Source organism: Candidatus Nanopelagicales bacterium (assembly GCA_030700225.1).
Taxonomy (GTDB): Bacteria; Actinomycetota; Actinomycetes; order S36-B12.
Map to the genome: position 1 here is coordinate 1 of JAUYJT010000007.1, position 23,178 is coordinate 23,178.

General features: G+C 65.3%; 23 protein-coding genes. 9 read left to right on the forward strand and 14 right to left on the reverse strand.

Features of this window, described 5'->3' with window-relative positions; all coding sequences use genetic code 11:
- The 3 genes from Q8P38_00920 to Q8P38_00930 all read right to left on the reverse strand — a co-directional run.
- On the reverse strand, positions 1-282 hold a 282-nt coding region (locus tag Q8P38_00920), incomplete at its 3' end, for a hypothetical protein (protein MDP4013176.1).
- A gap of 343 nt (positions 283-625) precedes the next feature.
- Positions 626-811: a hypothetical protein gene (locus tag Q8P38_00925; protein ID MDP4013177.1), complete on the reverse strand. Its 186-nt coding sequence runs from the start codon at positions 809-811 to the stop codon at positions 626-628.
- A 280-nt stretch (positions 812-1,091) separates the two neighbouring features.
- On the reverse strand, positions 1,092-2,117 hold the full coding sequence (locus tag Q8P38_00930; protein ID MDP4013178.1) for a hypothetical protein: 1,026 nt from the start codon (positions 2,115-2,117) through the stop codon (positions 1,092-1,094).
- Positions 2,118-2,140: 23 nt separating this feature from the next.
- Between Q8P38_00930 and Q8P38_00935 the strand changes: the two genes are divergently transcribed.
- Positions 2,141-2,923 carry a TRIC cation channel family protein gene (locus Q8P38_00935; protein ID MDP4013179.1) on the forward strand — a complete coding sequence of 261 codons (783 nt, stop codon included), beginning with the start codon at positions 2,141-2,143 and terminating at the stop codon, positions 2,921-2,923.
- Positions 2,920-3,603, forward strand: coding sequence for a TRIC cation channel family protein (locus Q8P38_00940; protein MDP4013180.1), 684 nt, complete (start codon positions 2,920-2,922; stop codon positions 3,601-3,603). The genes Q8P38_00935 and Q8P38_00940 overlap by 4 nt, the downstream gene beginning before the upstream one ends.
- Here the strand turns inward: Q8P38_00940 and mnmA are convergent.
- From mnmA to Q8P38_00960, 4 genes are read right to left on the reverse strand one after another with little or no spacing between them, the layout of a single operon-like run.
- Positions 3,593-4,654, reverse strand: coding sequence for a tRNA 2-thiouridine(34) synthase MnmA (gene mnmA / locus Q8P38_00945; protein ID MDP4013181.1), 1,062 nt, complete (start codon positions 4,652-4,654; stop codon positions 3,593-3,595). The genes Q8P38_00940 and mnmA overlap by 11 nt on opposite strands.
- Positions 4,655-4,664: 10 nt before the next feature.
- A complete protein-coding gene (locus Q8P38_00950; protein MDP4013182.1) occupies positions 4,665-5,825 on the reverse strand; it encodes a cysteine desulfurase family protein in 1,161 nt (386 codons plus the stop codon).
- Between the two features lie 40 nt (positions 5,826-5,865).
- Complete coding sequence (locus Q8P38_00955) at positions 5,866-6,813, reverse strand: electron transfer flavoprotein subunit alpha/FixB family protein (GenBank protein MDP4013183.1); 948 nt, start codon at positions 6,811-6,813, stop codon at positions 5,866-5,868.
- A gap of 23 nt (positions 6,814-6,836) precedes the next feature.
- The gene (locus Q8P38_00960; protein MDP4013184.1) at positions 6,837-7,616 is read right to left on the reverse strand and encodes an electron transfer flavoprotein subunit beta/FixA family protein; all 780 of its coding nucleotides are present in this window, start codon (positions 7,614-7,616) and stop codon (positions 6,837-6,839) included.
- A 294-nt stretch (positions 7,617-7,910) separates the two neighbouring features.
- On the opposite strand from Q8P38_00960, the gene Q8P38_00965 reads away from it, so the two are divergent.
- The 3 genes from Q8P38_00965 to Q8P38_00975 are packed head-to-tail and all read left to right on the forward strand — an operon-like array spanning position 7,911 to position 11,462.
- Positions 7,911-8,672, forward strand: coding sequence for a class I SAM-dependent methyltransferase (locus tag Q8P38_00965; GenBank protein ID MDP4013185.1), 762 nt, complete (start codon positions 7,911-7,913; stop codon positions 8,670-8,672).
- Positions 8,669-10,192: a DUF1957 domain-containing protein gene (locus tag Q8P38_00970; GenBank protein ID MDP4013186.1), complete on the forward strand. Its 1,524-nt coding sequence runs from the start codon at positions 8,669-8,671 to the stop codon at positions 10,190-10,192. Before Q8P38_00965 ends, Q8P38_00970 begins: the two co-directional genes overlap by 4 nt.
- 10 nt (positions 10,193-10,202) lie before the next feature.
- Positions 10,203-11,462 (forward strand): glycosyltransferase family 4 protein, encoded by a 1,260-nt coding sequence (locus tag Q8P38_00975; GenBank protein MDP4013187.1) that lies wholly within the window; start codon positions 10,203-10,205, stop codon positions 11,460-11,462.
- On the opposite strand, the gene Q8P38_00980 is transcribed toward Q8P38_00975, so the two are convergent.
- From Q8P38_00980 to Q8P38_00990, 3 genes are read right to left on the reverse strand one after another with little or no spacing between them, the layout of a single operon-like run.
- Positions 11,357-12,220 carry an acyltransferase gene (locus tag Q8P38_00980; GenBank protein ID MDP4013188.1) on the reverse strand — a complete coding sequence of 288 codons (864 nt, stop codon included), beginning with the start codon at positions 12,218-12,220 and terminating at the stop codon, positions 11,357-11,359. The two genes, Q8P38_00975 and Q8P38_00980, sit on opposite strands and share 106 nt — an antisense overlap.
- Position 12,221: 1 nt before the next feature.
- Positions 12,222-13,202, reverse strand: a complete 981-nt coding sequence (locus Q8P38_00985) for a class I SAM-dependent methyltransferase (GenBank protein ID MDP4013189.1) — start codon at positions 13,200-13,202, stop codon at positions 12,222-12,224.
- The gene (locus Q8P38_00990) at positions 13,199-14,092 is read right to left on the reverse strand and encodes an enoyl-CoA hydratase-related protein (GenBank protein ID MDP4013190.1); all 894 of its coding nucleotides are present in this window, start codon (positions 14,090-14,092) and stop codon (positions 13,199-13,201) included. The genes Q8P38_00985 and Q8P38_00990 overlap by 4 nt, the downstream gene beginning before the upstream one ends.
- 194 nt (positions 14,093-14,286) lie before the next feature.
- Between Q8P38_00990 and glgX the strand changes: the two genes are divergently transcribed.
- The 3 genes from glgX (at position 14,287) to Q8P38_01005 (ending at position 17,224) form a co-directional block, all read left to right on the forward strand.
- Positions 14,287-16,392 carry a glycogen debranching protein GlgX gene (gene glgX, locus Q8P38_00995; GenBank protein ID MDP4013191.1) on the forward strand — a complete coding sequence of 702 codons (2,106 nt, stop codon included), beginning with the start codon at positions 14,287-14,289 and terminating at the stop codon, positions 16,390-16,392.
- Between the two features lie 148 nt (positions 16,393-16,540).
- Positions 16,541-16,765 carry a hypothetical protein gene (locus Q8P38_01000; protein ID MDP4013192.1) on the forward strand — a complete coding sequence of 75 codons (225 nt, stop codon included), beginning with the start codon at positions 16,541-16,543 and terminating at the stop codon, positions 16,763-16,765.
- Positions 16,766-16,786: 21 nt separating this feature from the next.
- The gene (locus Q8P38_01005; GenBank protein MDP4013193.1) at positions 16,787-17,224 is read left to right on the forward strand and encodes a hypothetical protein; all 438 of its coding nucleotides are present in this window, start codon (positions 16,787-16,789) and stop codon (positions 17,222-17,224) included.
- Positions 17,225-17,248: 24 nt separating this feature from the next.
- On the opposite strand, the gene Q8P38_01010 is transcribed toward Q8P38_01005, so the two are convergent.
- Together Q8P38_01010 and Q8P38_01015 are read right to left on the reverse strand one after the other, a co-directional pair.
- Positions 17,249-18,139, reverse strand: coding sequence for a hypothetical protein (locus Q8P38_01010; GenBank protein ID MDP4013194.1), 891 nt, complete (start codon positions 18,137-18,139; stop codon positions 17,249-17,251).
- A 10-nt stretch (positions 18,140-18,149) separates the two neighbouring features.
- Positions 18,150-18,695 carry a sigma-70 family RNA polymerase sigma factor gene (locus Q8P38_01015; GenBank protein MDP4013195.1) on the reverse strand — a complete coding sequence of 182 codons (546 nt, stop codon included), beginning with the start codon at positions 18,693-18,695 and terminating at the stop codon, positions 18,150-18,152.
- A gap of 85 nt (positions 18,696-18,780) precedes the next feature.
- Between Q8P38_01015 and Q8P38_01020 the strand changes: the two genes are divergently transcribed.
- Positions 18,781-18,942, forward strand: coding sequence for a hypothetical protein (locus Q8P38_01020; protein ID MDP4013196.1), 162 nt, complete (start codon positions 18,781-18,783; stop codon positions 18,940-18,942).
- Positions 18,943-18,961: 19 nt separating this feature from the next.
- Here the strand turns inward: Q8P38_01020 and glgP are convergent, their stop codons facing one another.
- Positions 18,962-21,619: an alpha-glucan family phosphorylase gene (glgP, locus tag Q8P38_01025; protein MDP4013197.1), complete on the reverse strand. Its 2,658-nt coding sequence runs from the start codon at positions 21,617-21,619 to the stop codon at positions 18,962-18,964.
- Entirely contained in the window at positions 21,619-23,019 is a 1,401-nt protein-coding gene (gene tnpB, locus Q8P38_01030; protein MDP4013198.1) for an IS607 family element RNA-guided endonuclease TnpB, read from the reverse strand. Before tnpB ends, glgP begins: the two co-directional genes overlap by 1 nt.
- Positions 23,020-23,178 lie beyond the last annotated feature (159 nt).

Consider the following 23,178-nt stretch of genomic DNA (forward strand, 5'->3'; position numbering starts at 1 on the left):
CGACCCCTTACCCCGGCCCAACACCTTCACCCGCAGAGGCGAAACACTGCCCGGCTCCCCCGACACCGCCGAAGTCTTCCCCGACCGCAACACCGCGCCCCGCGACCAAGCCACCGTCCGGCCCGCCGCGTTCACCAACACCAACCGGCCGCCCGACACGCGCCAACGCCCACCCGACACCCGGGCCGGAAGCACCCACCGGCCCCGATCCCGCGCCCGCGCCGCGAACGACAACACAACCCCCTGCGCCCCAGCACGCACCGAACCACGCCGAAACGCCACGGCGGAACCATCAACCCGGCCCCGGCCAAGCGCCAAACCCCGAGGCCCGGACAAACCGAGACGCGTACCCCGCCGCGCCACCCGAACCACCGGCCTACCCCGACCAGGGCGAGAAGCCACCGACACATCCAAAGGCGACGCCGCCGGCGTCAACCAGCCATCACCATCCCCATCACCCAAAACAAGATCAACATCACGCCACGAGCCCCCAGCCCGCAACCGCACCGGCCCCGGCGAGGACTCAGTAGTAAGCGACCCATCCGGACGCACCCACGTCAACGAATCCGCGGTCGTACGCGACCGAACCAACACTGGCCTACCAGACCGCGCCGCCTCAACAGATTCAGACAGAGACCCCCCCCCCAGCGGAATCGGGACCATCAAGATCGGGCTGCCCATCCTCAGCGGCGGCGGGCGAAGACACGCCCACGCCAGCAGCAGGCGGCGCCGACAACAACCCCACGACCAACGCCCCGCCGACCACAGCCAACAACAGCGGCAAACCACTCCACCGAGCCTGACTGGACATCCTGAACCTCCCCGTAACCGCGAATCACAAGAACAGACAGCGATCATTAGAACACGCGCGGACACCACCACCCGGCACCACCCAAGAAACGGCGTGTCCCCCACCGCCTCCACCGTCGCGGCCGCTCCCGACAAGCGCACCTCGAACCCCTCAGAAACACCCATCGCAACGGGCGCATCCTTCAGCAACGGCCGCATCTGGCGAGAACGGGCGCAACGAAACGGGGCCGGGGGGAGCCCACTCGAACGGTGGTTCCGCCCCCAGCCTGAATGAGGATGGGTCAACTCCCGATACCAGCGGCCCGCTGCCTCAACTGTCCACAGACGCCGAGAGCGTGGCGCGCAGCGGGCATGGACAGCGATGCCAGCCCGCAGCTCGGAGAGAACGACACTCTGGCTAGATTCGCGGACGACAGCCCGGTCCTTCGCCAGACCTCCGAAACTTCCTCCCAGGCGCGATCCACGGACACTTCCTGGCCTCCCAGAACAGGCACCGCGCCAAGCATCACGACCTGTCCGGATTCGAAGGTCTCGGCGATGGCGTCCGCTCGCTCGCTTTCCATGGCCATGTCGAACGACACCCCCGCGAAGCCCGCGTCCCGGGCGAGCTGGAACGGGAACCGGCCGCAGCAGTGCAGGATCACCGGCACGTCCAACGCGGTGATGCGGCGCAGAGCGGCGACCGCGCGCGACTCGTCGACGCTCGGATACCTTCCAAAGCCGCTGGCGGTGGGCAGGCTGCCCTCCAGCGCGAACGGCAGCGTCGGCTCGTCGATTTGCAGCGCTATCTGGCGCCCTCGCATCCGGTCGCGGATCCGGTCCACATGCCCTGACGCGGCCTCTGCCAAGCCGCAAGCAAGTTCATCCACTAGCCCTGCGTCTGACAACAGGAGGTTTCCCCGACGCGTCTCGACCCCAGCGGCGAAAGACCACGGCCCAGCCAGCTGGACCTTGTACCAGCCGGAGGAGCCGGAGAGAACCTCAGCGCCCCGGTCAATGTCCCCCGCGAGCCAGGCGGACGCCTGACGCATTACCGACGACGGGCCGCCAGATAGCCGCCAGCCGCTGGCGGAGGTCTCTAGTGACAGGTCCGAGGACAGGTCCGCTAGGAGGGCGCCGACTCTGCCTATCATCCCCGCACCAGGCCCGCGGCCTGGCAGCTCGGGCAAGTGAGGCAGGTCCACCAACTCTCCGGCGATCACGGCGGATGCCTCAGCCGGGTCCGTTCCAGGCATGGAACCGACTCCTGTCGCCGCTACTGGCAAAGCAGTTCGAGTTACAGCGTTGGAGTTCCCGTCGTCGCTCATGACCTCAACGCTATCGTCGGGCTGTGACGTGGCTCAGCCCGCTTGTGATCATCACAGCCAAGCACGACAACGTGGCCGATCTGCTGACGTCGACTCCGGCTCTTCCTGCCTGGTCCACGTACGCCGCGGTCGCGTTCGGGGCGCTGGCGGGCGCCGCGTTCGCCGCGAGGCGCGGATTCGATGTGATCGGCGTGCTGGGGCTCGCGGTGGCCCAGGGTATGGGAGGCCTGCTGCTAGAGGCGATCCTGCTGCAGACCGGCGAGCCGGCGGTACTCACCGATGGCCGGTACTTGCTGCTTGTCACTATCGCGGCCATGCTCGGCTTCTTCTTCGCCGGCTTGATCGCGCGCGTGCTTGAGGCAGCGGTCTTGCTGGACGCGCTGTCGCTCGGACTCCTATGCGGAATTGGCACCCACGCCGCGATGCGGTCCGGGCTTGACGACATTCCGTCGATCTTCATCGGCGTGTGCACCGCCGTGGGGGGCCTCGTACTGCGGGATATCCTGGCTGGCCAGGCCCCCCAGATCTTTCGTCCAGGGATCTTCATCTCGGTCGCTGCCCTGATAGGGGCGATCTTGTTCGTCGTCCTTGTCACGATCGGAGCGACGCTCGCCTTCGCGCAGGTGGCGACTCTCTTCGCCGTCACGATTCTGCGAATGCTCTCAATCCGTTTGCGCTGGCAGACCCGCGAAGCACACGACCTAAGCGACCGGGTTTGGCACCGATGGCAGCAGCCCGCGCCAACGACGGATGCCTCCACGGGGGCGCAGGATTCCGCCACGGGGGCGCAGGATCGAATGCCGTGACAGACACCGTCCTGGCGGTGCCGAGCCTGGTAACCACGCTGTCCATCACTGCCGGAGCGATCTCAGGCGCGCTTCACGCTAGATCCCGGCGCCTAGACATCACCGGCATAGCCCTCGTGGCCCTATGCACCGGGATCGGCGGTGGCGCCATCCGGGACGTCATCCTCGGGCAGGACGTGCCATTCTTCCTCGTCAGCAACGCCCTGGGCGTGGCTGCCGTTGGCGCGATCGCCGGGTACTTCTTCACCCGCATCGTTTCGCACTTGAACCCCGCGATCTTCACCGTGGACACACTCCTCATCGGGGTGTGGGTCGTGATCGGAGCGGAGAAAGCTCTCAACGAGCATTTGTCGGCCTCGGCGGCCGTGATGCTCGGGGTGATAACCGCGGTCGGGGGCGGTGTGCTCAGGGACGTGCTGTGCAGGGAAGTGCCGACAGCCTTGATGCCGGGACAGTGGGTAGCGGCATCAGCAATCGCGTCGGCCCTGGCCTTCGTTGGCGTTGATACCTGGACTGGTCAGCGAACACTGGCCACGGTACTAGCGATCGTGGTCGCCTCGGGGCTTCGCTTGGCCAGTGCCAAACGGGGCTGGGTCACGCCGGACGCCGTCACCGCGTCCCGGCGCATCCGGCAGTGGGTGCGGCTTGGCGGGGGCGATGGCGGGGAACCTAGTAAGTAGTCGTGCCCTGTCCCAGGACGACGTCACCGTCGTACAGCACACAGGACTGGCCGGCCGCTACCGCGTGCAGCGGTTCGAGCGCCCGGATCGAGAACGAATCCGCTGAGCATTGGACTACCTCGGCGTGAACCGCCCGTCCGTGCGCCCTTGTCTGCGCCAACACGCGCGAGCCACGCGCCGGACGGGGACCGCACCATACGGGACTCGAAGCGACCAGGCCGAAGGCGTCCAAGCGCTCTCGTGTCCCAACCTCGACGACACGGCTGGCCGGATCCACGCGCAACACGTATCGCGGATGGCCGGACGGGTCTGGTTCGGTGAGCCGCAGCCCGCGCCTTTGGCCGACGGTGAACCCGTACGTTCCGTCGTGGACGCCAACTTGACGTCCCGAATCCGCGTCCACTATCGGGCCAGGACGTACTCCCAGCCGGGCGCGAAGGAATCCGGCCGTGTCGCCATCGGGGATGAAACAGACGTCGGTACTGTCAGGCTTGCGCGCGACCAGAAGACCCAGCCGAGCGGCCTCATCGCGCACAGCCGACTTTGATGTACCGCCCAACGGAAATAGGCAGCGACGCAAGGTCTCGGCACCGAGCACGGCTAGAACGTACGACTGGTCCTTAGCGCCGTCGACGGCACGCCTGAGCCTCACGCCACCTTCACGAACCTCCAGTCGCGCGTAGTGCCCTGTAGCGATCGCGTCGAAGCCCAGTGCCCTGGCCCGTTCGAGCACGTGGGAGAACTTGATCCGCTCGTTGCACCGCAGGCATGGATTCGGCGTTCTTCCCGCCGCGTACTCTGCCACGAAGTCGTCGATGACCTCTGATCTGAACTCAGCCGAGACGTCCCACACGTAGAACGGGACCCCCGCTACGTCAGCGACCCGCTGTGCGTCGTGCGCGTCATCCAGGGAACAACAAGTCCTGGAGTCACTCACCGGCCAGCCCGAATCAACCCCGAGCGCCAGATGCACTGCCGTGACATCGTGTCCAGCCGCGACCAGTCGAGTCAGAGCGACGGCTGAGTCCACTCCCCCGGAAACCGCGGCCATTACGCGCATGTCAGTGGCTGCCGACGGCGACGCGCCCTTGACTGCGGGAGCCAGATACCGCGTCCGGCAATACCCGCAGCACGTCGGCGATGTCGCGGTCCGTCGAGGTCCAGCCGAGACTGAACCGAAGCGACTGGCTAGCCGCCTCCGGGCTGGCGCCCATAGCCAGCAGCACCCTGCTGGGCTGCGCCACACCGGCCGAGCAAGCCGAGCCAGCCGAGACCGCGATGCCTTCGGCGTCCAACAGCATGAGCATCGCGTCGCCCGGACACCCGGGGAAGGTCACATGTGCGATACCTGGGAGCCCTGTGGCCGAGGAGTTGACTACGGCGTCCGGAACGAGTCGCGTAATCCCCGAAGTCAGCTTGTCCCGCAGCTCGCGCATCCGCGAGCCGTGCGCATCGAGATTGTCGATGGCTTCTTGGAGTGCTACGGCCAATCCAGCCGCGCCGGGTACGTTGGATGTGCCTGCCCGCTGGCCTCGCTCCTGGCCTCCACCGCGAAGGATCGGGTCGATCTCGTTCGCGGCGACAACGGCACCAGTTCCAGGAGGCCCACCGAACTTGTGCCCGCTCAGTGACAGCGTGCCAGCCAGCCTCGGCGAGACCGGGACGGAGCCAACGGCCTGGACCGCGTCGCTGTGCAGCGGCACTCCCCTGTCACGGCACAAGGCCGAGATGGCGCTGATCGGCTGGATCGTCCCGACTTCGTTGTTAGCCCACATGACGGCTACTAGCGCTGTCGTGTTCGCCCGCTCGTCCAACACCGACTCAAGGTGATCAACATCTACAGTGCCGGATTGATCGCAGACGACGGTCTCCACGACTGCCCCGGCAAGAGTCAGCGACCGCACTGTCTCCGATACCGACTTGTGTTCGATCTCGGAGACGATCACCACTCGCCGTTCCGGTTCCCGCCTTCTGCGAGCCCGGTAGGTTCCAATGATGCCGAAGTTGTTCGACTCGGTTCCCCCCGATGTGAACACCACGTGGCGCGGGTCCACGCCTAGGCTGGCGGCGACCCTCTCGCGTGACTCTTCAAGCACCCGGCGCGCTGCGCGCCCATATGAGTGCGACGACGAAGCGTTACCGACTACATCGACCTGACTCAGCCACGCATCACGGGCAGCGGGCCGAACCGGCGTCGTCGCCGCGTGGTCAAGATAGGCCATCTGACAAGGGTAGCCCGGCGCCCCGAGGCCCGAGAAAACGTCAGCCCTTGCGCTTCTTGATCTCCTCAATCAGCTGAGGAACGACCTGGAAGAGGTCACCGACAACCCCGAAGTCGGCAAGCTCGAAGATCGGCGCCTCTTCGTCCTTGTTCACCGCGACGATGGTCTTGGCCGTTTGCATCCCCGCGCGGTGCTGGATCGCTCCCGAGATCCCGCACGCGATGTATAGCTGGGGAGCTACGGTCTTGCCGGTCTGACCCACCTGATACTGGTGCGGATACCAGCCCGCGTCGGTCGCGGCGCGGGATGCGCCAACAGCCCCGCCGAGCAGATCCGCCAGCTCCTCGATGAGCTTGAACCCGTCCTCGCTCCCCATCCCACGGCCACCAGCGACGACGACTGCGGCCTCTGCCAACTCAGGACGACTGCCCTGGGCCTCAACTACGCGCTCTGTGATCTTGGTTGATCGGTCCGAGTCGCTCAAGGTGACTGAAACGGGGACGACTGTGCCCGCCGCCGGCGCTGACTCGGGGGCAGTCGAGTTCGGGCTAATGGTCACAACGGGCGTCCCGACACCCACGCGCGACTGAACGGTCACGGCACCGCCGAATACGCTCTGGGTCGCTGTCAGATCAGGGCTGACGTCCACAGCGTCTGTGATGACGCCTGACCCGATCCGGACGGCGAGTCTTCCGGCGACTTCTTTGCCTTCAGGGCTCGAGGCGATCAGGACCGCGCCCGGCGGGTGCTGGGCGACCAGTTCGGCCAGCACCGCCACCTTGGGCGCGACGACGTGATCAGCCAGCTCAGCGGCATCGGCCACGTAGACCGTCTGCGCCCCGTACTCGGCCAACGGCGCCGCGTCGACGCCAGCTCCGATTACTACAGCCGACGGCTCACCAAGAGATCTCGCCAGAGTCAGCAGCTCCAGCGTCACCTTCTTGACGGCACCGTCCGCATGGTCCACGAGAACAAGAATTTCACTCATTTCAGCAATACCCTTCACGTTGCCTAAATGATCTTTTGCTCGGCCAGGTATCCAGCGGCTTTCGTGCCGCCATCACCCTCGTCGGCAACCTTGACACCGGCAGCCTTGGGCGGCCTCGCGGCGAAGCTGACAACTTCGCTCCGCTTTCCGGCCAAGCCGACGGCGCCCGCGTCCACGCCAAGGTCTGAGATGCCAACCGACTCAACGGTCTTCTTCTTCGCCGCCATGATGCCCTTGAACGACGGGTACCGCGGCTCGTTGATCTTCTCGACAACGCCCAGCACAGCCGGAAGGCTGGCCTCGACCTTGTCGTGGCCGTATTCGGTCACTCTATTGATCCGCAGAGTGCTTCCATCGATCTCCACGCTGCCAGCAGAGCTCATCTGCGGCCATTCGAGCTGCTCAGCCACCATGGCCGGGAGCACGGACATCCGGGCGTCAGTGGATTCGGAACCGAACATGATCAGGTCGAAGTCCTTGCCTCCCAGTGCCTTGGCCAGCACTAGGGAGGTCGCAACGGCGTCAGAACCGCGCAGACCGTCATCCACGATGTGGATCCCAGAGCCCGCGCCCATCTGCAGGGCCTTCCGGATGGTCTCCTGGGCCTTCTCCGGACCCATGCTGACGGCTACTACTTCACCGCCATTGGCTTCCACTAGTTTCAGGGCTTCCTCGACCGCGTACTCGTCAAGCTCGTTCATCACTCCATCGACTGACTCGCGATCGAGAGTGTTGTCGGGCTCGAGCAGCTTCTTCTCGGCCCAAGTGTCTGGGACCTGTTTTACGCAAACCGCAATCTTCATGGCCGTTCCACGACCTCCCAACAGACTCAGTCCGCCAACCCGGCAGGATCAGCCGGGGGCGACTCCCTCCGGCTCTGATCGGCAATGTTACCCACGGGTAGCCGAACCTGATCACCAGGCCCATCAAACCTCGCCGATGGCTGACCAGCATCGGCATGCCAGGTCCCGCGCCTTAGCATCCGGGGTCCCGCGCCTTAGCATCCGGGGGCCCGCGCCTTGGGATCCGGGGGCCCGCGGCTTCAAGCCTCACGCCGCGGGACTAGGGGTCCAGCGCGCGGGACCTACGCTTGACGGGTGACACAAGAGCTGCTGCTGACCGGGGAACGGACAGTCCCGGGCGTGGCTCTGGAGAACTACTGGTTCCGCAGACACGAAGCTGCCTATCAATGGGTCATCGACTCGTTCAACCTCGCGGGCGCGCTCGTCGTTGAGGCCGGATGCGGAGAAGGCTACGGTGCGGCCGCGCTATGCGGGGCCGGCGCCAATGTCCTCGCCGTCGACGACGACCCTGCCACCGCAGAGCACGCCAACGTTCACTACCCACAGGTCCGTGTGGCGCAGGCCAATCTCGTCCAACTGCCGCTGCCGGATGCCAGCGTTGGCTTCATCGTGTCGATGCAGGTCATCGAGCACCTTTGGGACGTCAGGGCCTTTCTGCGTGAGTGTCACCGCGTCCTGGCCCCGGCGGGCACACTCATCGTGTCCACGCCGAACCGAATCACCTTCTCCCCCGACTTGGGGCGCCACGAGCCACCCGTCAACCCGTTCCATCGCGAGGAGTTCGATGCGGGTCAACTCAGGGACCTAGTGTCAGGCGAGGGGTTCGACGTGACAGCGATCGCAGGGCTCCAGCACGGTCCGCGGCTGCTCGCGGCGGAACGCGCCAGCGGCTCGCTCGTTCAGCGCCAGATCGACGCCATACTGTCTGGCGACACCTGGCCGACTCTGCTCAAACAGGAAGTCGCCCAAGTCACCAGCGGGGATTTCACTATCGGTCCAGTGATCCCCGAGGAGGCCCTCGACCTGATAGTCACGGCCCGTCGGAGATCGCCGTGACCGATCAGCCTGTTGGCACCTTCTGCCTAGTTCTGCACACCCACCTGCCGTGGCTCGTCGGGCACGGCTCGTGGCCGGTCGGGGAAGAGTGGCTGCATCAGGCCTGGTCGGGCTCCTACGCTCCGCTCTTTGACCTGCTGGAACGGCTCGCCGAGAGGGGCCGCGGCGACCTCGTGACGTTGGGCGTGACTCCGATCCTCGCCGCCCAACTGGACGACCCCCGGTGCCTCCAGGCTCAGCACACGTGGCTATCCGACTGGTACTGGCGCGCGGTGGGCCTAAGCCGGAACCGGGACCAGAACAAGCGGGCTCTGGGCGACTGGGAGGCCGAACGGGCTAGCGAAGCTCTCGCCAGATTCGAAAGGGACTGGAGCCATGGCGGCTCCCCGGTCCTGAGGCGGCTCATCGACTCCGGGACAGTCGAGTTGCTGACAGGACCGGCCACACATCCGTTCCTACCTCTGGTCCGACCCGAAGTCGCCAGCTTCGCCCTGTCCACAGGCTTGGATGACGCCACGATCAGGTTCGGCAGTCGCCCTGGCGGCATGTGGGCTCCCGAGTGCGGCTACCGGCCCGGCCTGGCTGACTTGTACTCCGACATGGGGATTACCCATTTCGTCATGGATGGCCCGAGCTTGCGCCACGTCGGAGCCGGAACGGAGCTGGCCCATCCCATAGCCGACACCGGCGTAATCGCGTTCGGACGCGACCTGGATGTCACATACCGTGTCTGGTCACCGCGCCGTGGATACCCGGGCGGCCGTTGGTACAGGGACTTCCACACGTTTGACCATCAGTGGGGGTTCCGCCACAGTCGGGTCACCAGCACCAGGACCGCTCCAGACGACAAGGCGCCATACAGTCCGTCCCGCGCGGCAGCGGCCGTCGAGGCTGACGCGATTGACTTCGTCCGAACCGTCCGGAACCGCCTGCGAGTCATCCGGGACGCCAACGGCGGGCGCGCTGGTCTGACTGTTGCCGCCTACGACACCGAACTCTTCGGACATTGGTGGGCCGAGGGACCGCAGTGGCTTGAAAGAGTGCTCGAACTGCTTCCCGAAGCGGGCGTGCGGGTCACAACACTTCGCGGCGCTCTGTCACACGGTCTGATCGGCGAGCCAATCGACCCTGAGTCCGGATCCTGGGGCGCTGACAAGGATTGGCATATCTGGGATGGCGAGATGGTCCACTCGATGGTGGCCGACAACAACACCGCGCAAGGCCGCGCGCTTGACCTGCTGAAGAGGCTCGACGCCAGCCCGGGCCGAACCGGAGCCGCGGATCAGCTCATCCGCGACCTGCTCCTGGCCCTGGGCAGCGACTGGGCTTTCATGTCCAGCCACGGCTCCGCGTCGCAGTACGCCAGGGACCGACACGCAGGCCATCACGCCGACTTCGCCGCGCTGGCGGACCTAGTTGACGACGTCGGCTGGGATGATCCGGCGACGAAGGTCCTAAGCGACCGTCAGCGTGTGGCCGACGGGCCCTTCGGCCACTTGAACGCACAGCTTCTCGCATAGGCTTCGGACGGTGCGCGTCCTCCACCTGTCCTGGGAATACCCTCCGCTCGTCTACGGCGGGCTGGGGCGGCACGTCGAGGCGCTCGCGCGCGCTCAAGCTGCCGCGGGCTTCGAAGTCACTGTGGTCACCCAAACGGAGGGGCCACCCGCGCGGGAGACCGTGGAAGGTGTACGCGTCATCAGAGTGCCGCGGGACTTGCCGTCGCTTCCGTTCGACGAGGCGAACTTGCTCGCATGGGTCGCTGGGCTGGAGCTCGCACTCACGCGAGCAGTGGTCGACATGGCGAAGGACTGGCAGCCAGACGTGGTCCATGCTCACGATTGGGTAGTGGCTCACACGGCGGTCACGTCGCGGGCACTCCTCAACGTGCCAGTCGTGGCCACGTTCCACGCCACGGAGGCAGGACGTCACCAGGGTTGGCTGCCATCACCGCTGTCGCGCGCCATCTACTCCGTGGAGTGGTGGCTCGCGCACGAATCCACGAGTCTGATCACCTGCTCTGAGCACATGCGCTGGGAAACCGACCGTCTCTTCGGGGTAGGCGTGGACAAGGTGTCGGTCATCCCCAACGGGATTGACCGACGGGTCTGGAGCACCACACCGCAAGCGGTGGAACGGATGCGCGCACGCTACGGCGGCAGCGGACCGCTGCTGATCTCCACAGCCAGGCTGGAGTGGGAGAAGGGCATACACACCCTGCTGGACGCGATGGTCGACCTACGCAGGAGCGTGCCCGGCATTCGACTCGTGATCGCCGGCCGGGGCGGCAAAGAGGCGGATCTGCGCGAACAGGCTCAACGGCTGCGTCTCGGCCGTGCGGCTACCTTCTTGGGTTGGCTGCCCGAGCCTGACCTCCACGCGATCGTGGCGGCCGCTGATGTCGCGATCGTACCCAGCATCTACGAGCCGTTCGGCCTCGTCGCCCTTGAGGCCGCGGCACTGGGAACCCCAGCGGTCGTCGCCGACACAGGCGGCTTGGCGGAGTTCGCCGACGCCGGGAGAGTAGCTGTCACGTTCAAGCCCGGTGACGCCAGTTCGCTGGCCGCAGCCGTGCGCGATCTGCTAGCCGACCCAGAATCGGCACAGCTGCGCGAGCAGGCAGCGGATGAGGCCCTCTCCGCGAAGTACTCCTGGGATCTCATCGCCCAACTCGCCAAGGAGACCTACGAGTCAGCCAAAGCCCGCGAGCCCGAGTCAGCGGGAAGGGTTACGGCCGCTCCTCCACCCGCGCCTTCGGGCAATCTGCTGCGATCGCCGAAGGACTCCTGAGCATCGAAGGACTGACCGCCGACCCGGAAGGGGCCTGGAGCATCGGCCCCGGAAGTCACTGCTTCCACCGCATGGGCAGTTTTCCGCGCGATGTCCGCCAACGCTTCACGCTTCGCCGCGTCGCCCTCGTACATATGCACGCGGTTCTTCAGGATCCGGGCAGGAACGCCGCCGACGATGCTCATCGCCGGGACTGACCCCCGCACTACCGCGTGCGCGGCCACTACGGACCCACTCCCTATGCACGATGCCCGCAGCACCGTGGCCTTGGTACCGATCCAAACATCCGCGCCGATGCGAACCGGGGTCTTGACTATGCCCTGGTCCTTGATGGGAACTTGGATGTCCGCCACGACATGATCGAAGTCGCAAACGTAGACCCAGTCGGCCACTATCGCCCCGGCTCCGATCTCTATGTCCAGGAAGCAGTTGATCGTGTTGTCGCGTCCGAACACGCACTTGTCTCCGACTGTGAGGACACCCTCGTGGCACCTCAGACGGTTGTCTTCGCCGATGTGCACCCACCGTCCCAGGACCATTTGGCCGTAGCCCCGACGGGCTGTCACTTCTACGCGCCGCCCCAGGAACACGAAGCCGCGCGTGATGATGTGAGGGTTGCGGACTTTGAACCAGAAGAACCGCCAGTACCTCAGCAGATACCACGGAGTCCACGCACGGTTGCGGACGATCCAGCGAAGAGATGCCCAGGTGACGAACTTCGCTTGGCGCGGATCCGCGTTCCGCCCTGACGGCACCACGTCAGCCTCCGAACTTCGCGCCAGCGACGGAAACGTTGTAGAACAGCGCACTGGGAACGACGCGCGTCCACAACCGTTCGTCGATCCAATTCAGACTCCCCCAACCCAGGTAGGCGAACTGGTACCAGCGCCAGCCCAGCGATTCTGGACGCACGGCGGTCTCGAACGTACGGACCGGCCAGCCGAACCAGGATGCCGTGAACTCACTGGGGGATGTGTCCACGTCGACGGCGCCACATCGAACGCACAGGTCGACGAGCTCACCCGGATCGAACGTGTGGACGTCGACCGCAGCTTCCAGAGCGGATTCCCACTCGAACGCCGCGACTTCCGCCGGCGCCCGCCCGTAGCGGTTTCGCCATGCGGGCACCCTGTCCAGTAGCTTCGTCGCGGACCAGGTCGCACGAGACAGGCGTTGCGCCAAGTAGCCTCCGCGCTGGGTCGGTTCCCCGGTGAAGACGAAGCGTCCCCCGGGCCGCAGGACTCGCAGTACTTCTCGAAGGGCGGAGTCCAGATCGGGTATGTGATGCAGGACCGCGTGCCCGCAGACCAGGTCGAACGAATCGTCATCGAACGGCAGAGCTTCAGCATCAGCGACCCTCCCGTCGAGGCGCATTCCGAGTGCGCGGCCGTTGCGCAACGCGACATCGACCATGCCCGGCGATAGGTCGGTAACCACGGCCCGGTCGATGATGCCCGCCGAGATCAGGTTGAGCGTGAAGAACCCCGTTCCCGCCCCGATCTCCAGCGACCGCGCGAACGGAAGGTCCATCCGACCCGCGACCTGCTCGAATCTCCTGCGCGCGTATTCGATGCAGCGTTCGTCGTAGGAGATGCCCCACTTGTCGTCATAGGAAGCGGCTTCCCAGTCGTGGTAGAGGACATTGGCCAGCTTCGGGTCCCGCCAGGCGCGCCGGAACTCATCCTCGTCCACCCGGCCACCAGCGCCGACTGGGCGACTATCGCTGACTTGGCTGCTCATGCCCCTTCGAACTCCGCCTTGCCCGGACCCTTATCGATGAACGACCGCATGCCCTCGGCCCGGTCCTGTGTGGCGAACAGGGCCGCGAACTGCACCCTCTCGATGCCTAGTCCGGTATCCAGATCGGTGTCCAGTCCGGCGTCGATGGCCTCCTTCGCTGCCCGGAGAGCGTATGCCGGACCGGAGGCGAAGGTACTGGCCCAGGCGAGCGCCTCGTCGTAGACATCGTCCGGAGCGACGACCCGATCGACTAGCCCGATCCGATGAGCCTCCTGGGCGTCAGCGAACCGGCCGCTGAAGATCAGATCCTTGGCGCGGGACGGGCCTACCAGCCGGGACAAGCGCTGAGTCCCACCAGCTCCCGGGATGACTCCGAGCAGGATCTCTGGCTGCCCCATGCGCGCGTTGTCACCACAGATGCGCAGGTCACAGCACATGGCGAGCTCGCACCCGCCGCCCAGCGCGTAGCCGGTGATAGCGGCGATCGAGGGCTTCGGGATGCGTGCCACTGCCGCGAAGCAGTCAGTCAGGTCCACGGAATGGTCCACAGCGTCTGTGTAGGACCAGTCAGCCATCTCCTTCACATCGGCACCCGCGGCGAAGACCTTCGGCCCGCCGTAGACGATGACCGCTCGGATGTCGCTCCGCGCGGCGGCTTCGAGCGATGCCTCACGGATCTCGCGTTGCACTTGGGTACTCAATGCGTTCATGGGCGGCCGGTCCAACCGGATCGTCCCGACCCCTTCGCCAACTTCCAGGCGCACGAACTGGCCCACGCGAACCCCAATCTCCCCGATCGGTCTGGCCAAGGTTACGTCGGCGCTGGCCACGGCGCCAAGCTCTGCTCCCAGTCCCGCATCCCCAGAAGCGGCTGCTCCGGAAAGAAACACCCGTTACGCAAGGAAACGACCGTTGCAACGGTCGCGCCTGTACCCCAACGGGCGCGTTTGTGGGAACGGCAGTTTCTTGGTGCGTTTCGCCTCCGCCCGCATTCGGGGATCTGCCCGATCGCTGACCAGTTCTCCGATAGCGTCAGGACCGGGCTGCCAGACAGCCCTCGGGACCTGTCCAACACGAGGCATCAATGTCCGAAAACACGGCCTGGCCGGGGCACGCCGCCCCGCTCGGAGTAACTCACGACGGGCTCGGGGTTAACGTCGCCGTCTGGTCCGATGGAGCCGAATCTGTCGAGTTCTGCGTGTTCGACGCCAACGGGGCAGAGCGCCGATTCCAGCTTGCGGAGCACACGTTCCACGTCTTCCACGGCTACATCCCCGGTGTGGACCCGGGCGCACAGTACGGCTTCCGCGTCAACGGCCCTTGGGACCCGGCGCGCGGTCTGAGGTACAACCCGGCGAAGCTACTGATCGACCCGTATGCCAAAGCGATAACCGGAATCCTGCGGGACCACCCAGCCGCCTTCGGAAGCATCGGCGATGACCTGACCCGCAACGACGAGGACTCAGCCCCCTACGTACCTCGCTCGGTGATCACGTCCGACGGGTTCGACTGGAACGGTGACCGTCCGCCGCACACGAGCTGGGACGACACGATCATCTACGAAACCCACGTGAAGGGATTGACAGCCCGCCACCCGAAGGTTCCCCAGGAGCTGCGCGGGACTTACGCCGCGATGGCCCACCCCGCGGTTGTCGATCACCTCGTCGACCTGGGCGTAACAGCCGTCGAACTGCTGCCCATCCACCACTTCGTGCCGGAGACTCCGCTGGTATCGAGGGGCCTGACCAACTACTGGGGCTACAACTCCATCGGCTACTTCGCGCCCCACGCGGGCTACTCGGCATCCGGCACCCTGGGCCAGCAGGTCGGCGAGTTCCAGGGGATGGTCAAGGCACTGCACACGGCCGGCCTGGAAGTCATCCTCGACGTGGTCTATAACCACACGGCGGAGGGCAACGAGAATGGCCCGACCCTCGCTTTCCGGGGACTGGACAACGACGACTACTACAGGCTCTACGACGGCGGCCGCCTCTACACCGACTACACCGGATGCGGAAACACCCTGAATGCCGCCAAACCTCACGTCCTGCAGCTAATCACTGACTCCCTGCGCTACTGGGTCCAGGAGATGCACGTCGACGGATTCCGCTTCGACCTCGCGAGCGCCCTGGCCCGCTCCTTCCACGACGTCGACATGCTTGGGGCGTTTCTGGCCACAGTCCAGCAGGATCCGGTGCTGCGGGAAGTCAAGCTCATCGCGGAGCCGTGGGACATCGGGGCGGGGGGGTACCAAGTTGGCGAGTTCCCCCCTCTGTGGACCGAGTGGAACGACAAGTACCGCGACTGCATCCGTGACTTCTGGCGGGGACAGGTTGGCGCGGGTGAACTGGGTTGGAGGCTGACGGGGTCCGCCGACCTGTACCTGTCTGAAGGTCGGCGTCCGTTCGCCTCCATCAACTTCGTCACCGCGCACGACGGCTTCACCATGCGCGATCTGGTCACTTACGAGCAGAAGCACAACGAGGCCAACGGCGAGGACAACCGCGACGGCAACAACGACAACCGCAGCGGCAACTACGGAGCTGAAGGCGAGACCGACGACCCGGAGACCAACCGCATCAGGCATAGCCAAGTACGCAACCTGTTCGCGACCCTGTTGCTCTCCACGGGGGTGCCCATGATCACGATGGGCGACGAACTCGGTCGCACTCAAGGCGGCAACAACAACGCCTACTGCCAGGACAACGAGATCTCGTGGATGGCTTGGGATCTGGCGGACTGGCAGAAGGATCTGCTCCGCTTCGCCAGCTCCGTCGTCAAGCTGCGTCGGGATCACCCGGTCTTCCGGCAGCGCTACTTCTTCCGGGGCCGTGCCGTAACGGATGAAGGACAAAAGGATCTGGCCTGGATCGGGCCGCACGGCCAGGAGATGTCCGACGACGAGTGGAACGACTCCGGGACCCGGACCGTCGGCATGTTCCTGTCAGGTGCGTTGCGGTCCCGCGACCACTGGGGCAGACCTGTGCTCGACTCGTCTTTCCTGACGCTGCTGCACGCCGGTGACGAACCCGTCGACTTCGTTCTGCCTGGCCAGCCCTGCGGCCAGCGCTACAGGCGCGTCGTTGACACCTCGTGCGAGGAACCAGAACCCGAGCCGAGGGTCCAGCAGGCCGCCGACACGGTGTCGATGCGGCCAAGGACCTTGATGGTCTTCGAGGTCATCGACTAGCGGACTGGCCTGGCCATTCCGTGACCTGGAACGCGAAGCGCGGGGTGAGCTGATTTCATCTCGCGCATCAGCGACGCGTGCGTGATCTACTTGATCCGCCGGGCCACCTCGGCCCGGCGGATGAGTACACAACGGAGGGAGAACCAGGATGGACTTCGCGTGGAGGGCGGCTGCAGCAGCCAGCAGCTCAATAGTGCTGAGTTTGGGATTGATGACGGCCGCGCTGGGGCAGCCGACTGAGGAAGTCGCTGCGGCGGCAGCTGCCGTGTCGGCATCGAATCAAGACTTCGGGAATCCTTTGCATCTGGGCAAGAAACGTGCCAGGAAACTGCAACGGGCCATCGACCGTCAGCTTGAGAAGGCGCCGGGCTGAACGCAAATCAGCCAGTACGAAGTGAGTTGGAACGGCGGCGACGTCATGATGAGGTTCCCAGGAAGGCCCCACGGGAAGACACTCCGAATGTCGAAAGCAGCCCGTGATCTCGTGGGGATGCCCAAGCCTGAACGCCTGAAGGGATCACCGAACTCGTGTCCCTGGAGCCCCCTCTGGGGGGACGACTGGTACTGCTTCTACAGGCACGCGGACTGGAACGGCCGTATGCTCCAGTTCAAGGACACGAACTGCCCCTTCATGTCCTTCAGCAAGTATCAGTTCGGGGGCGAGACGAGCAGCTGGGCCAATCACAAGGAGTGGAAGATTCGCGTCTTCTCCAGCTGGACGGCAGAAAAGGGAACCCGTCTGTGGACCGAGCCGAAGACAAGCGACAGCAACTGGGTTGGCAAGAAGAACAACGACAAAGCCCGGAGCTTCCAGGTTCTGAAATGCACCTAGCCGCTTCTGAGCTGGTCCCAGCCGTCAGCCAGAGGGGAGGATCTCAAGCAGCTCGTAGCCGAGAACCGCTGGCACTTCCAGATTGATCTCATCGAGCGGTTCGGTGAGCGTTTCCTCGTGGGCCAGTAGGTATCCCGTCGCCGGGTCAAAGATCAGGGTGTCAATGCCGCCCTTCCCTCCATGCCTCGACCAGACCGAAACCGCCAGGCCAACCCGCCCGAAACGATCAGTGGTAGTGCTGGCTTCCACGCCCTTCGCCTCCGCGACCAGCCGCAGGAGGGCCGCGCGAACCGCCGGAGTCGGCGCCTGCTCGAAGTACAGGTCAGCGATGGACACAAACAGCTCCGCTGTCCCCTGCTCTCCGATCGGGTGAGACTCAGAAAGCTGACGGAGAAGCTGATCGGGGTCAGAGGACAGCTCGTAGTCATAGATCGGCCCGTCGACCCCAAGGGGGTACTCGGTGACCTCAACCGGAGCCACGACAGGTTCCATCCGGCCGCTCGCCACCTCGCTGCTCTCTACCTCGACGAAGTTGATGTACCAGCCCGTCCGCTTCACGGTGCCCCGATTCGGGATCTCGGCTGGCAGAGCAGCCACCTTGTCGGCGAGTTCATCTATGGCGGCTCGGTCGGCGCCGTGCCCCTTGATCGGGGAGTAGGTCAGCATTGACGGCAGTTCAGCATTCGCCACCGTGCCCGACTGCGAAGGCAGCAGTTGTCCACCAACGAGGAGAACGGCGGCTATCGCCGCCGCAGCTGACAACAGCACGGCGGGGCGAGGCCACCGTCCGCGCCCTGCTAGGGCGTGAGTAGTCATGATCCGCCGCATTCGCGCTTCCTGGTCGACACCGCAAGCCTCTTGCGCGATGGGCTCGGGGTTTGTCGCCCGCAACAGGCTCATCAAGTTGTCACTCATGACTCATCTCCTACGTGGTTGAAAGGCTATGGGGAGTCTGGATCGGTTCACGTGGCCCGTTGTGTTGCTCCCAGACCACCTTGAATCGATGCCGGGCTCGATGTACACGGGTGCGAGCCGCGCCCTCAGCGCATCCGAGGTACACAGCCAGCTGGGCTGGACTCAGGTCCTCCCACGCCACGAGCAGAAGCACCTCACGGTCCGCTTCGGACATCCCACGCAGCACTGTGGAGACGAGCGAGACCGTCTCCACAGCATCCAGCGAGGGGTCCAGATGATCAACAGATGGCTGTAGCAGGCAGATGCGATCGAACAGGGCGCTTTGCCGACGCTGACTGCGCCGCCAGTTCGACACAGAATGCGCTGACGTCGCATACAGCCAGGGAAGTTCATCCTCCAGACGGAGATTGGGTTTCTTGTGCCAGGCGACGGTGAATGTGTCAGTCACGACCTCGTCAGCCCCATCAAGTCCGACCCTGCGCCTCGCGTAGGCGGTCACCGCCCCACACCGCCGCCGGTATAGATCCTCAAACCAATCTGCCGATCGTCGTCTCACCGCGCTCCTCCCCCACCAACAGTGTCAGCGCTCGACATTCGACGGCCATCGCCAGTATCCCACCAATTCGGCTCACACCCTGTATATGTCCAGCGAGCGACCATTCGTTACTGGAGCCCCCCAAGACACTGGGCTCGGCGATACCCAGCGGACCCGGGCACAGGCGCGCACCGACGACCCGCAGGACCGACCGGGACCGACCGGGACCGACCGCAGAATGAACAGCCTGGACAAGGACAACGCGTGAAACTGGTGAGGCCGACCCGTCAGCGCAGGTCTCCCTCGGACATCCGTTCTGGCCGCGGCGGCAGGCCCACCAGGCCCATTTCGGCATCGGATACCAGACCGGGGTGGCGTGGCACGATTCGGACCGTGTATCCGAAGGGACCCGATCGGTCCAGCGGAATGCTGCCCTCGAACAGCCACCTGTTGCCCTCGTAGCTCTCCACGGGAGCCAGGTCGGTCGTCCGAGTGTCGCCCAGGGCGTCGGATGCGTCAGCGCGGCCGTGGATGGCTTCCACCGCGACATCTTCGCTGCCTAGCTCACCCAGCGCCGCGTAGACCCGTACGAACAGAACGTCGCCGATCGACGGCTCGTCCCCGATTCCCGCGGTCTCGACGTGCTCCAAAGCAACCCCGGTCCAATCCCGGCGGACGCGCTCCTTCCACGCCGCGATCTCACGGGCGAACCGGAAGTCATCAGCCGCGTTTTGGGCCGACGATTCGGCTGCGGGCCGGTACAGCTTCTGGACGTAGTCGCGCACCATGCGGCTTGCCAGGACCTTCGGCCCGGTGAACTGCAGGGTCTTCCGGACCATCTCGATCCACCGCGCGGGCAGCCCATCGGCACCCACGTCGTAGAAGCAGGCCGCGACGCGATCCTCAATCAGCTCGTACAGGGCACTGGCTTCGATGTCGTCGCGCCGGTCGGGGTCTTCGACACCATCGGCCGTGGGAATCGCCCAACCGTTCTCATGATCGAACCACTCGTCCCACCAGCCGTCGAGGACGGACAGGTTGAGGGCGCCGTTCAGCGCGGCCTTCATCCCTGATGTTCCGCATGCCTCAAGCGGACGCAACGGGTTGTTCAGCCACACGTCGCATCCCGGATACAGGACAGCTGCCATGTTCATGTCGTAGTTGGGCAGGAACACGATTCGATGTCGGACATCAGGATCGTCCGTGAACCGAACCAGTTCCTGGATGAGCCGCTTGCCGCCGTCATCAGCCGGGTGTGCCTTGCCGGCGATCACGAACTGCACCGGACGTTCAGGGTCGAGCAGCAACGCCTTCAAGCGGTCCGGATCGCGCAGCATCAGGGTGAGCCGCTTGTACGAAGGCACCCGACGAGCGAACCCGATCGTCAGGATGTTCGGATCAAGTACGTCATCAACCCAGCCGAGCTCAGCCGGGCTGGCTCCACGCTGAGTCCATGACTCGCGCAGCCTCTCCCTGGCGTCGGTCACGAGGCGGTTGCGCAACTTCAGTTTGGTGCTCCAGATGTCCTCGCCAGGAATGTCCGCGATCGACTCCCAGCCCTTGGCCTCCTCGACCAAACGTTCTCTAGTGGCCCGGCTCGCCAACTCCCAGACCTCACGCGACACCCACGTCGGTGCGTGAACACCATTCGTGATTGAACTGATCGGCACTTCCTCCGGATCGAAGCCCTCCCACAGCCCAGCGAACATGCCGCGGCTGACCCGCCCGTGCAGCTCGCTGACACCGTTCGCGCGCTGAGCCAGTCGCAGACCCATGACGGCCATGTTGAACACATCTGGGTCGCCACCCTCGTAGGTCTCCTCCCCCAGCGCTAGCACCCGGTCCAGGGGCAAACCCGGCAACGCCCGATCGTCCCCGAAGTACTGCAGGATCAGGTCCACAGGGAACCTGTCGATCCCGGCCGGAACTGGGGTGTGGGTCGTGAACACGGTTCCAGCGCGCACGGCTTCGCGGGCCTGATCGAACGAGAAGTCCCCCCGCTCCATCAACTCCCTGGTCCGCTCCAGCCCCTGGAATCCGGCATGGCCTTCGTTGGTGTGGAAGACATCAGGCTCGGCGAATCCAGTGATCCTGCTGTACGCACGGATCGCCCGGACACCGCCGATCCCCAGCATCATCTCCTGCAGGAGCCGGTGCTCCGATCCCCCTCCGTACAGCCGGTCGGTCACTTCCCTGTCAGCCGACGTGTTCTCCTCAATGTCGCAATCCAGCAGCAGCAGAGGCACCCGCCCGACTTCGGCCAAACGTATGTGAGCCGCCACGTGCCGGTCGGCAGGCAGATCGATAACGATTGTCGCCGGTCGTCCGTCCTGCTCCCGAACGAGCGACACGGGCAAGTTGTGGGGATCCAACAACGGGTACCGTTCCATCTGCCACCCCTCGGCCGACAGCGATTGCGCGAAGTACCCCGAGCGGTAGAACAGCCCGACTCCGACTATCGGAACGCCGAGATCGGAAGCGGCCTTGAGGTGATCGCCGGCGAGTATCCCCAGACCTCCTGAGTACTGCGGAAGCGCGGCGGTGATGCCGAATTCCGGGGAGAAGTAGCCGATCGCCGCGGGCTTCGCGCCAGACAAGCGCTGGTACCACAGGTTCCCTGTCAGGTAGTCCTGAAGGTCGGCGCGCACTCGATTGGCCCACGCCACGAAGTCGTCGTCGCGCGCCAGGGTCTCCCAGCGTTCCGGTGGGACTTCCCCAAGCAACCGCATCGGATCGCAGTCGACGCTCTGCCAGATCTCGGGGTCGACCGCCTCAAACAACTGCCTGGTCGGTTCGTTCCATGACCAACGCAGGTTGCGAGCCAGTTCGCTGAGGCAGCGCAATGGCTCTGGCAAGACGACGTGGACTGTAAAGCGGCGGAAAGCTCTCACGCCGGACACCGTATCGGGATCGTGGACCGTTGCCTGAGTTTCATCTAATCTCATCAGGCAGCCTCTCCTTGCGAAGGGGCGCTCCCCGTCTGATCCAGCGGTTGCTGGTGCGGGGTTGACGCTTCGTCGGCTCCTGCCCCGGCTGCTCGCGCAGTCTGGGTCTTCTGGTTGCTCCCCCACTCGCTGCGCTCGCGGGTGGTACCCCCTCCACGTCCAGTGGCCGGGGCACTCCCGGCCTTAGGGGTATCCCCTTTGGGGAAGGGGTACCCTTCCCCTTCTCGCTTCGCGAGGGAGGAGACCCCTAACTTTGCGGGGGAGACCGTTTCCAGCAGCTGCTGTTCGCCGGTCCGGGCGATGTTGATCGCGGCGTTGAGATCGCGGTCGATCACGATGCCGCATTGTTCACATTCATAAGTGCGTTCAGCCAGGGACAGTTTGGCTTTCACCGCCCCGCAACCTGAACACGTCTTCGAACTCGGATACCACCGGTCGATCACCACGAGCTGACTGCCGTACCAACCGGTTTTGTAGTCGAACTGGCGGCGGACGGTCGCCAGGCTCGCGTCCGCGATGGCCCTGTTCAGGCCGCGCCCTCCCTTACCCGCGCCTGGCTTACGCCGCGACATTCCCGCCACATTCAGGTCCTCCACCACGACAACATCAGCGATGCGGGCCAGCTCGCTCGTGGCCTTGCGCAGCACATCGGCCCGGATGTTCGCCGCCCGCTGGTGGGTCTTGGCGATGCGGGCTCGCGTTCGTTTCCACCGATTCGACGCATCCTGGCGGTGACCGCCCCCGACTGCGGACGGGTCGGGTTTCCACCGGCCCTGCTGGCGGGCAGCGGCGCGCTGCAAACCACGCAGTCGCCGCTGCGCCCGATTCAGCGAGCGCGGTGCCGCCAGGCGCGCGACCTCACGCCCATCCGGTGTCGCTGCCACAATCACGTCTTTGACACCCAAATCTATGCCGACAACGCGGTACGCGCCCGCTGCCCGATGCGCGGGAACCCCAGCACGCCCGACAGCCCGCTGGACCTCGACGGTGAACGCGACGAACCATCGGCCCCGCGCATCACAGGTCACGCTCGCTGCCAGTATTCGCGCGGTCCCCGCCTCAACCCGCCGGGCCAGCTTGCGCGTCGACTCCATGGTGTGAATCCGGCCCAGCCGGGGAAGCGTGACGTGATGACGGTCAGGCTCAACCCGGATCGCCCCGGTGGTGAACCGGACGCCACACACAGTTCCGCGCCGCCTGAAACGGGGAAACCCCACAGGCCTGCCCGCCCTGCGCCCGCTGCGTGAGTCCGACCAGTTACCCAAAGCCCGGGAAAGCGCCAGCAACCCGGAATTGTACGCTTCCTTACTGTTCTCAGCCCACCACGGCGCGACATCGTGCTTGCGGGCATTCCACTCCCGGCGCAGCGCGTACAACGACCAGCCAGCAGCAGGCGTCAAACCAGCGCCGACGATCCCGTGTTAGCCGCCACGCTGGATGAGGATGTCGGCGTCATCGTGGGTGCGGTTGAGGCGGTATGACGTAGGCCCCGTCCCGGTGTTCGGGGTGGGGCCTTGATGGTCAGGCTGACGGTTCGGTGATCGGGGTGTCGCCGGTGT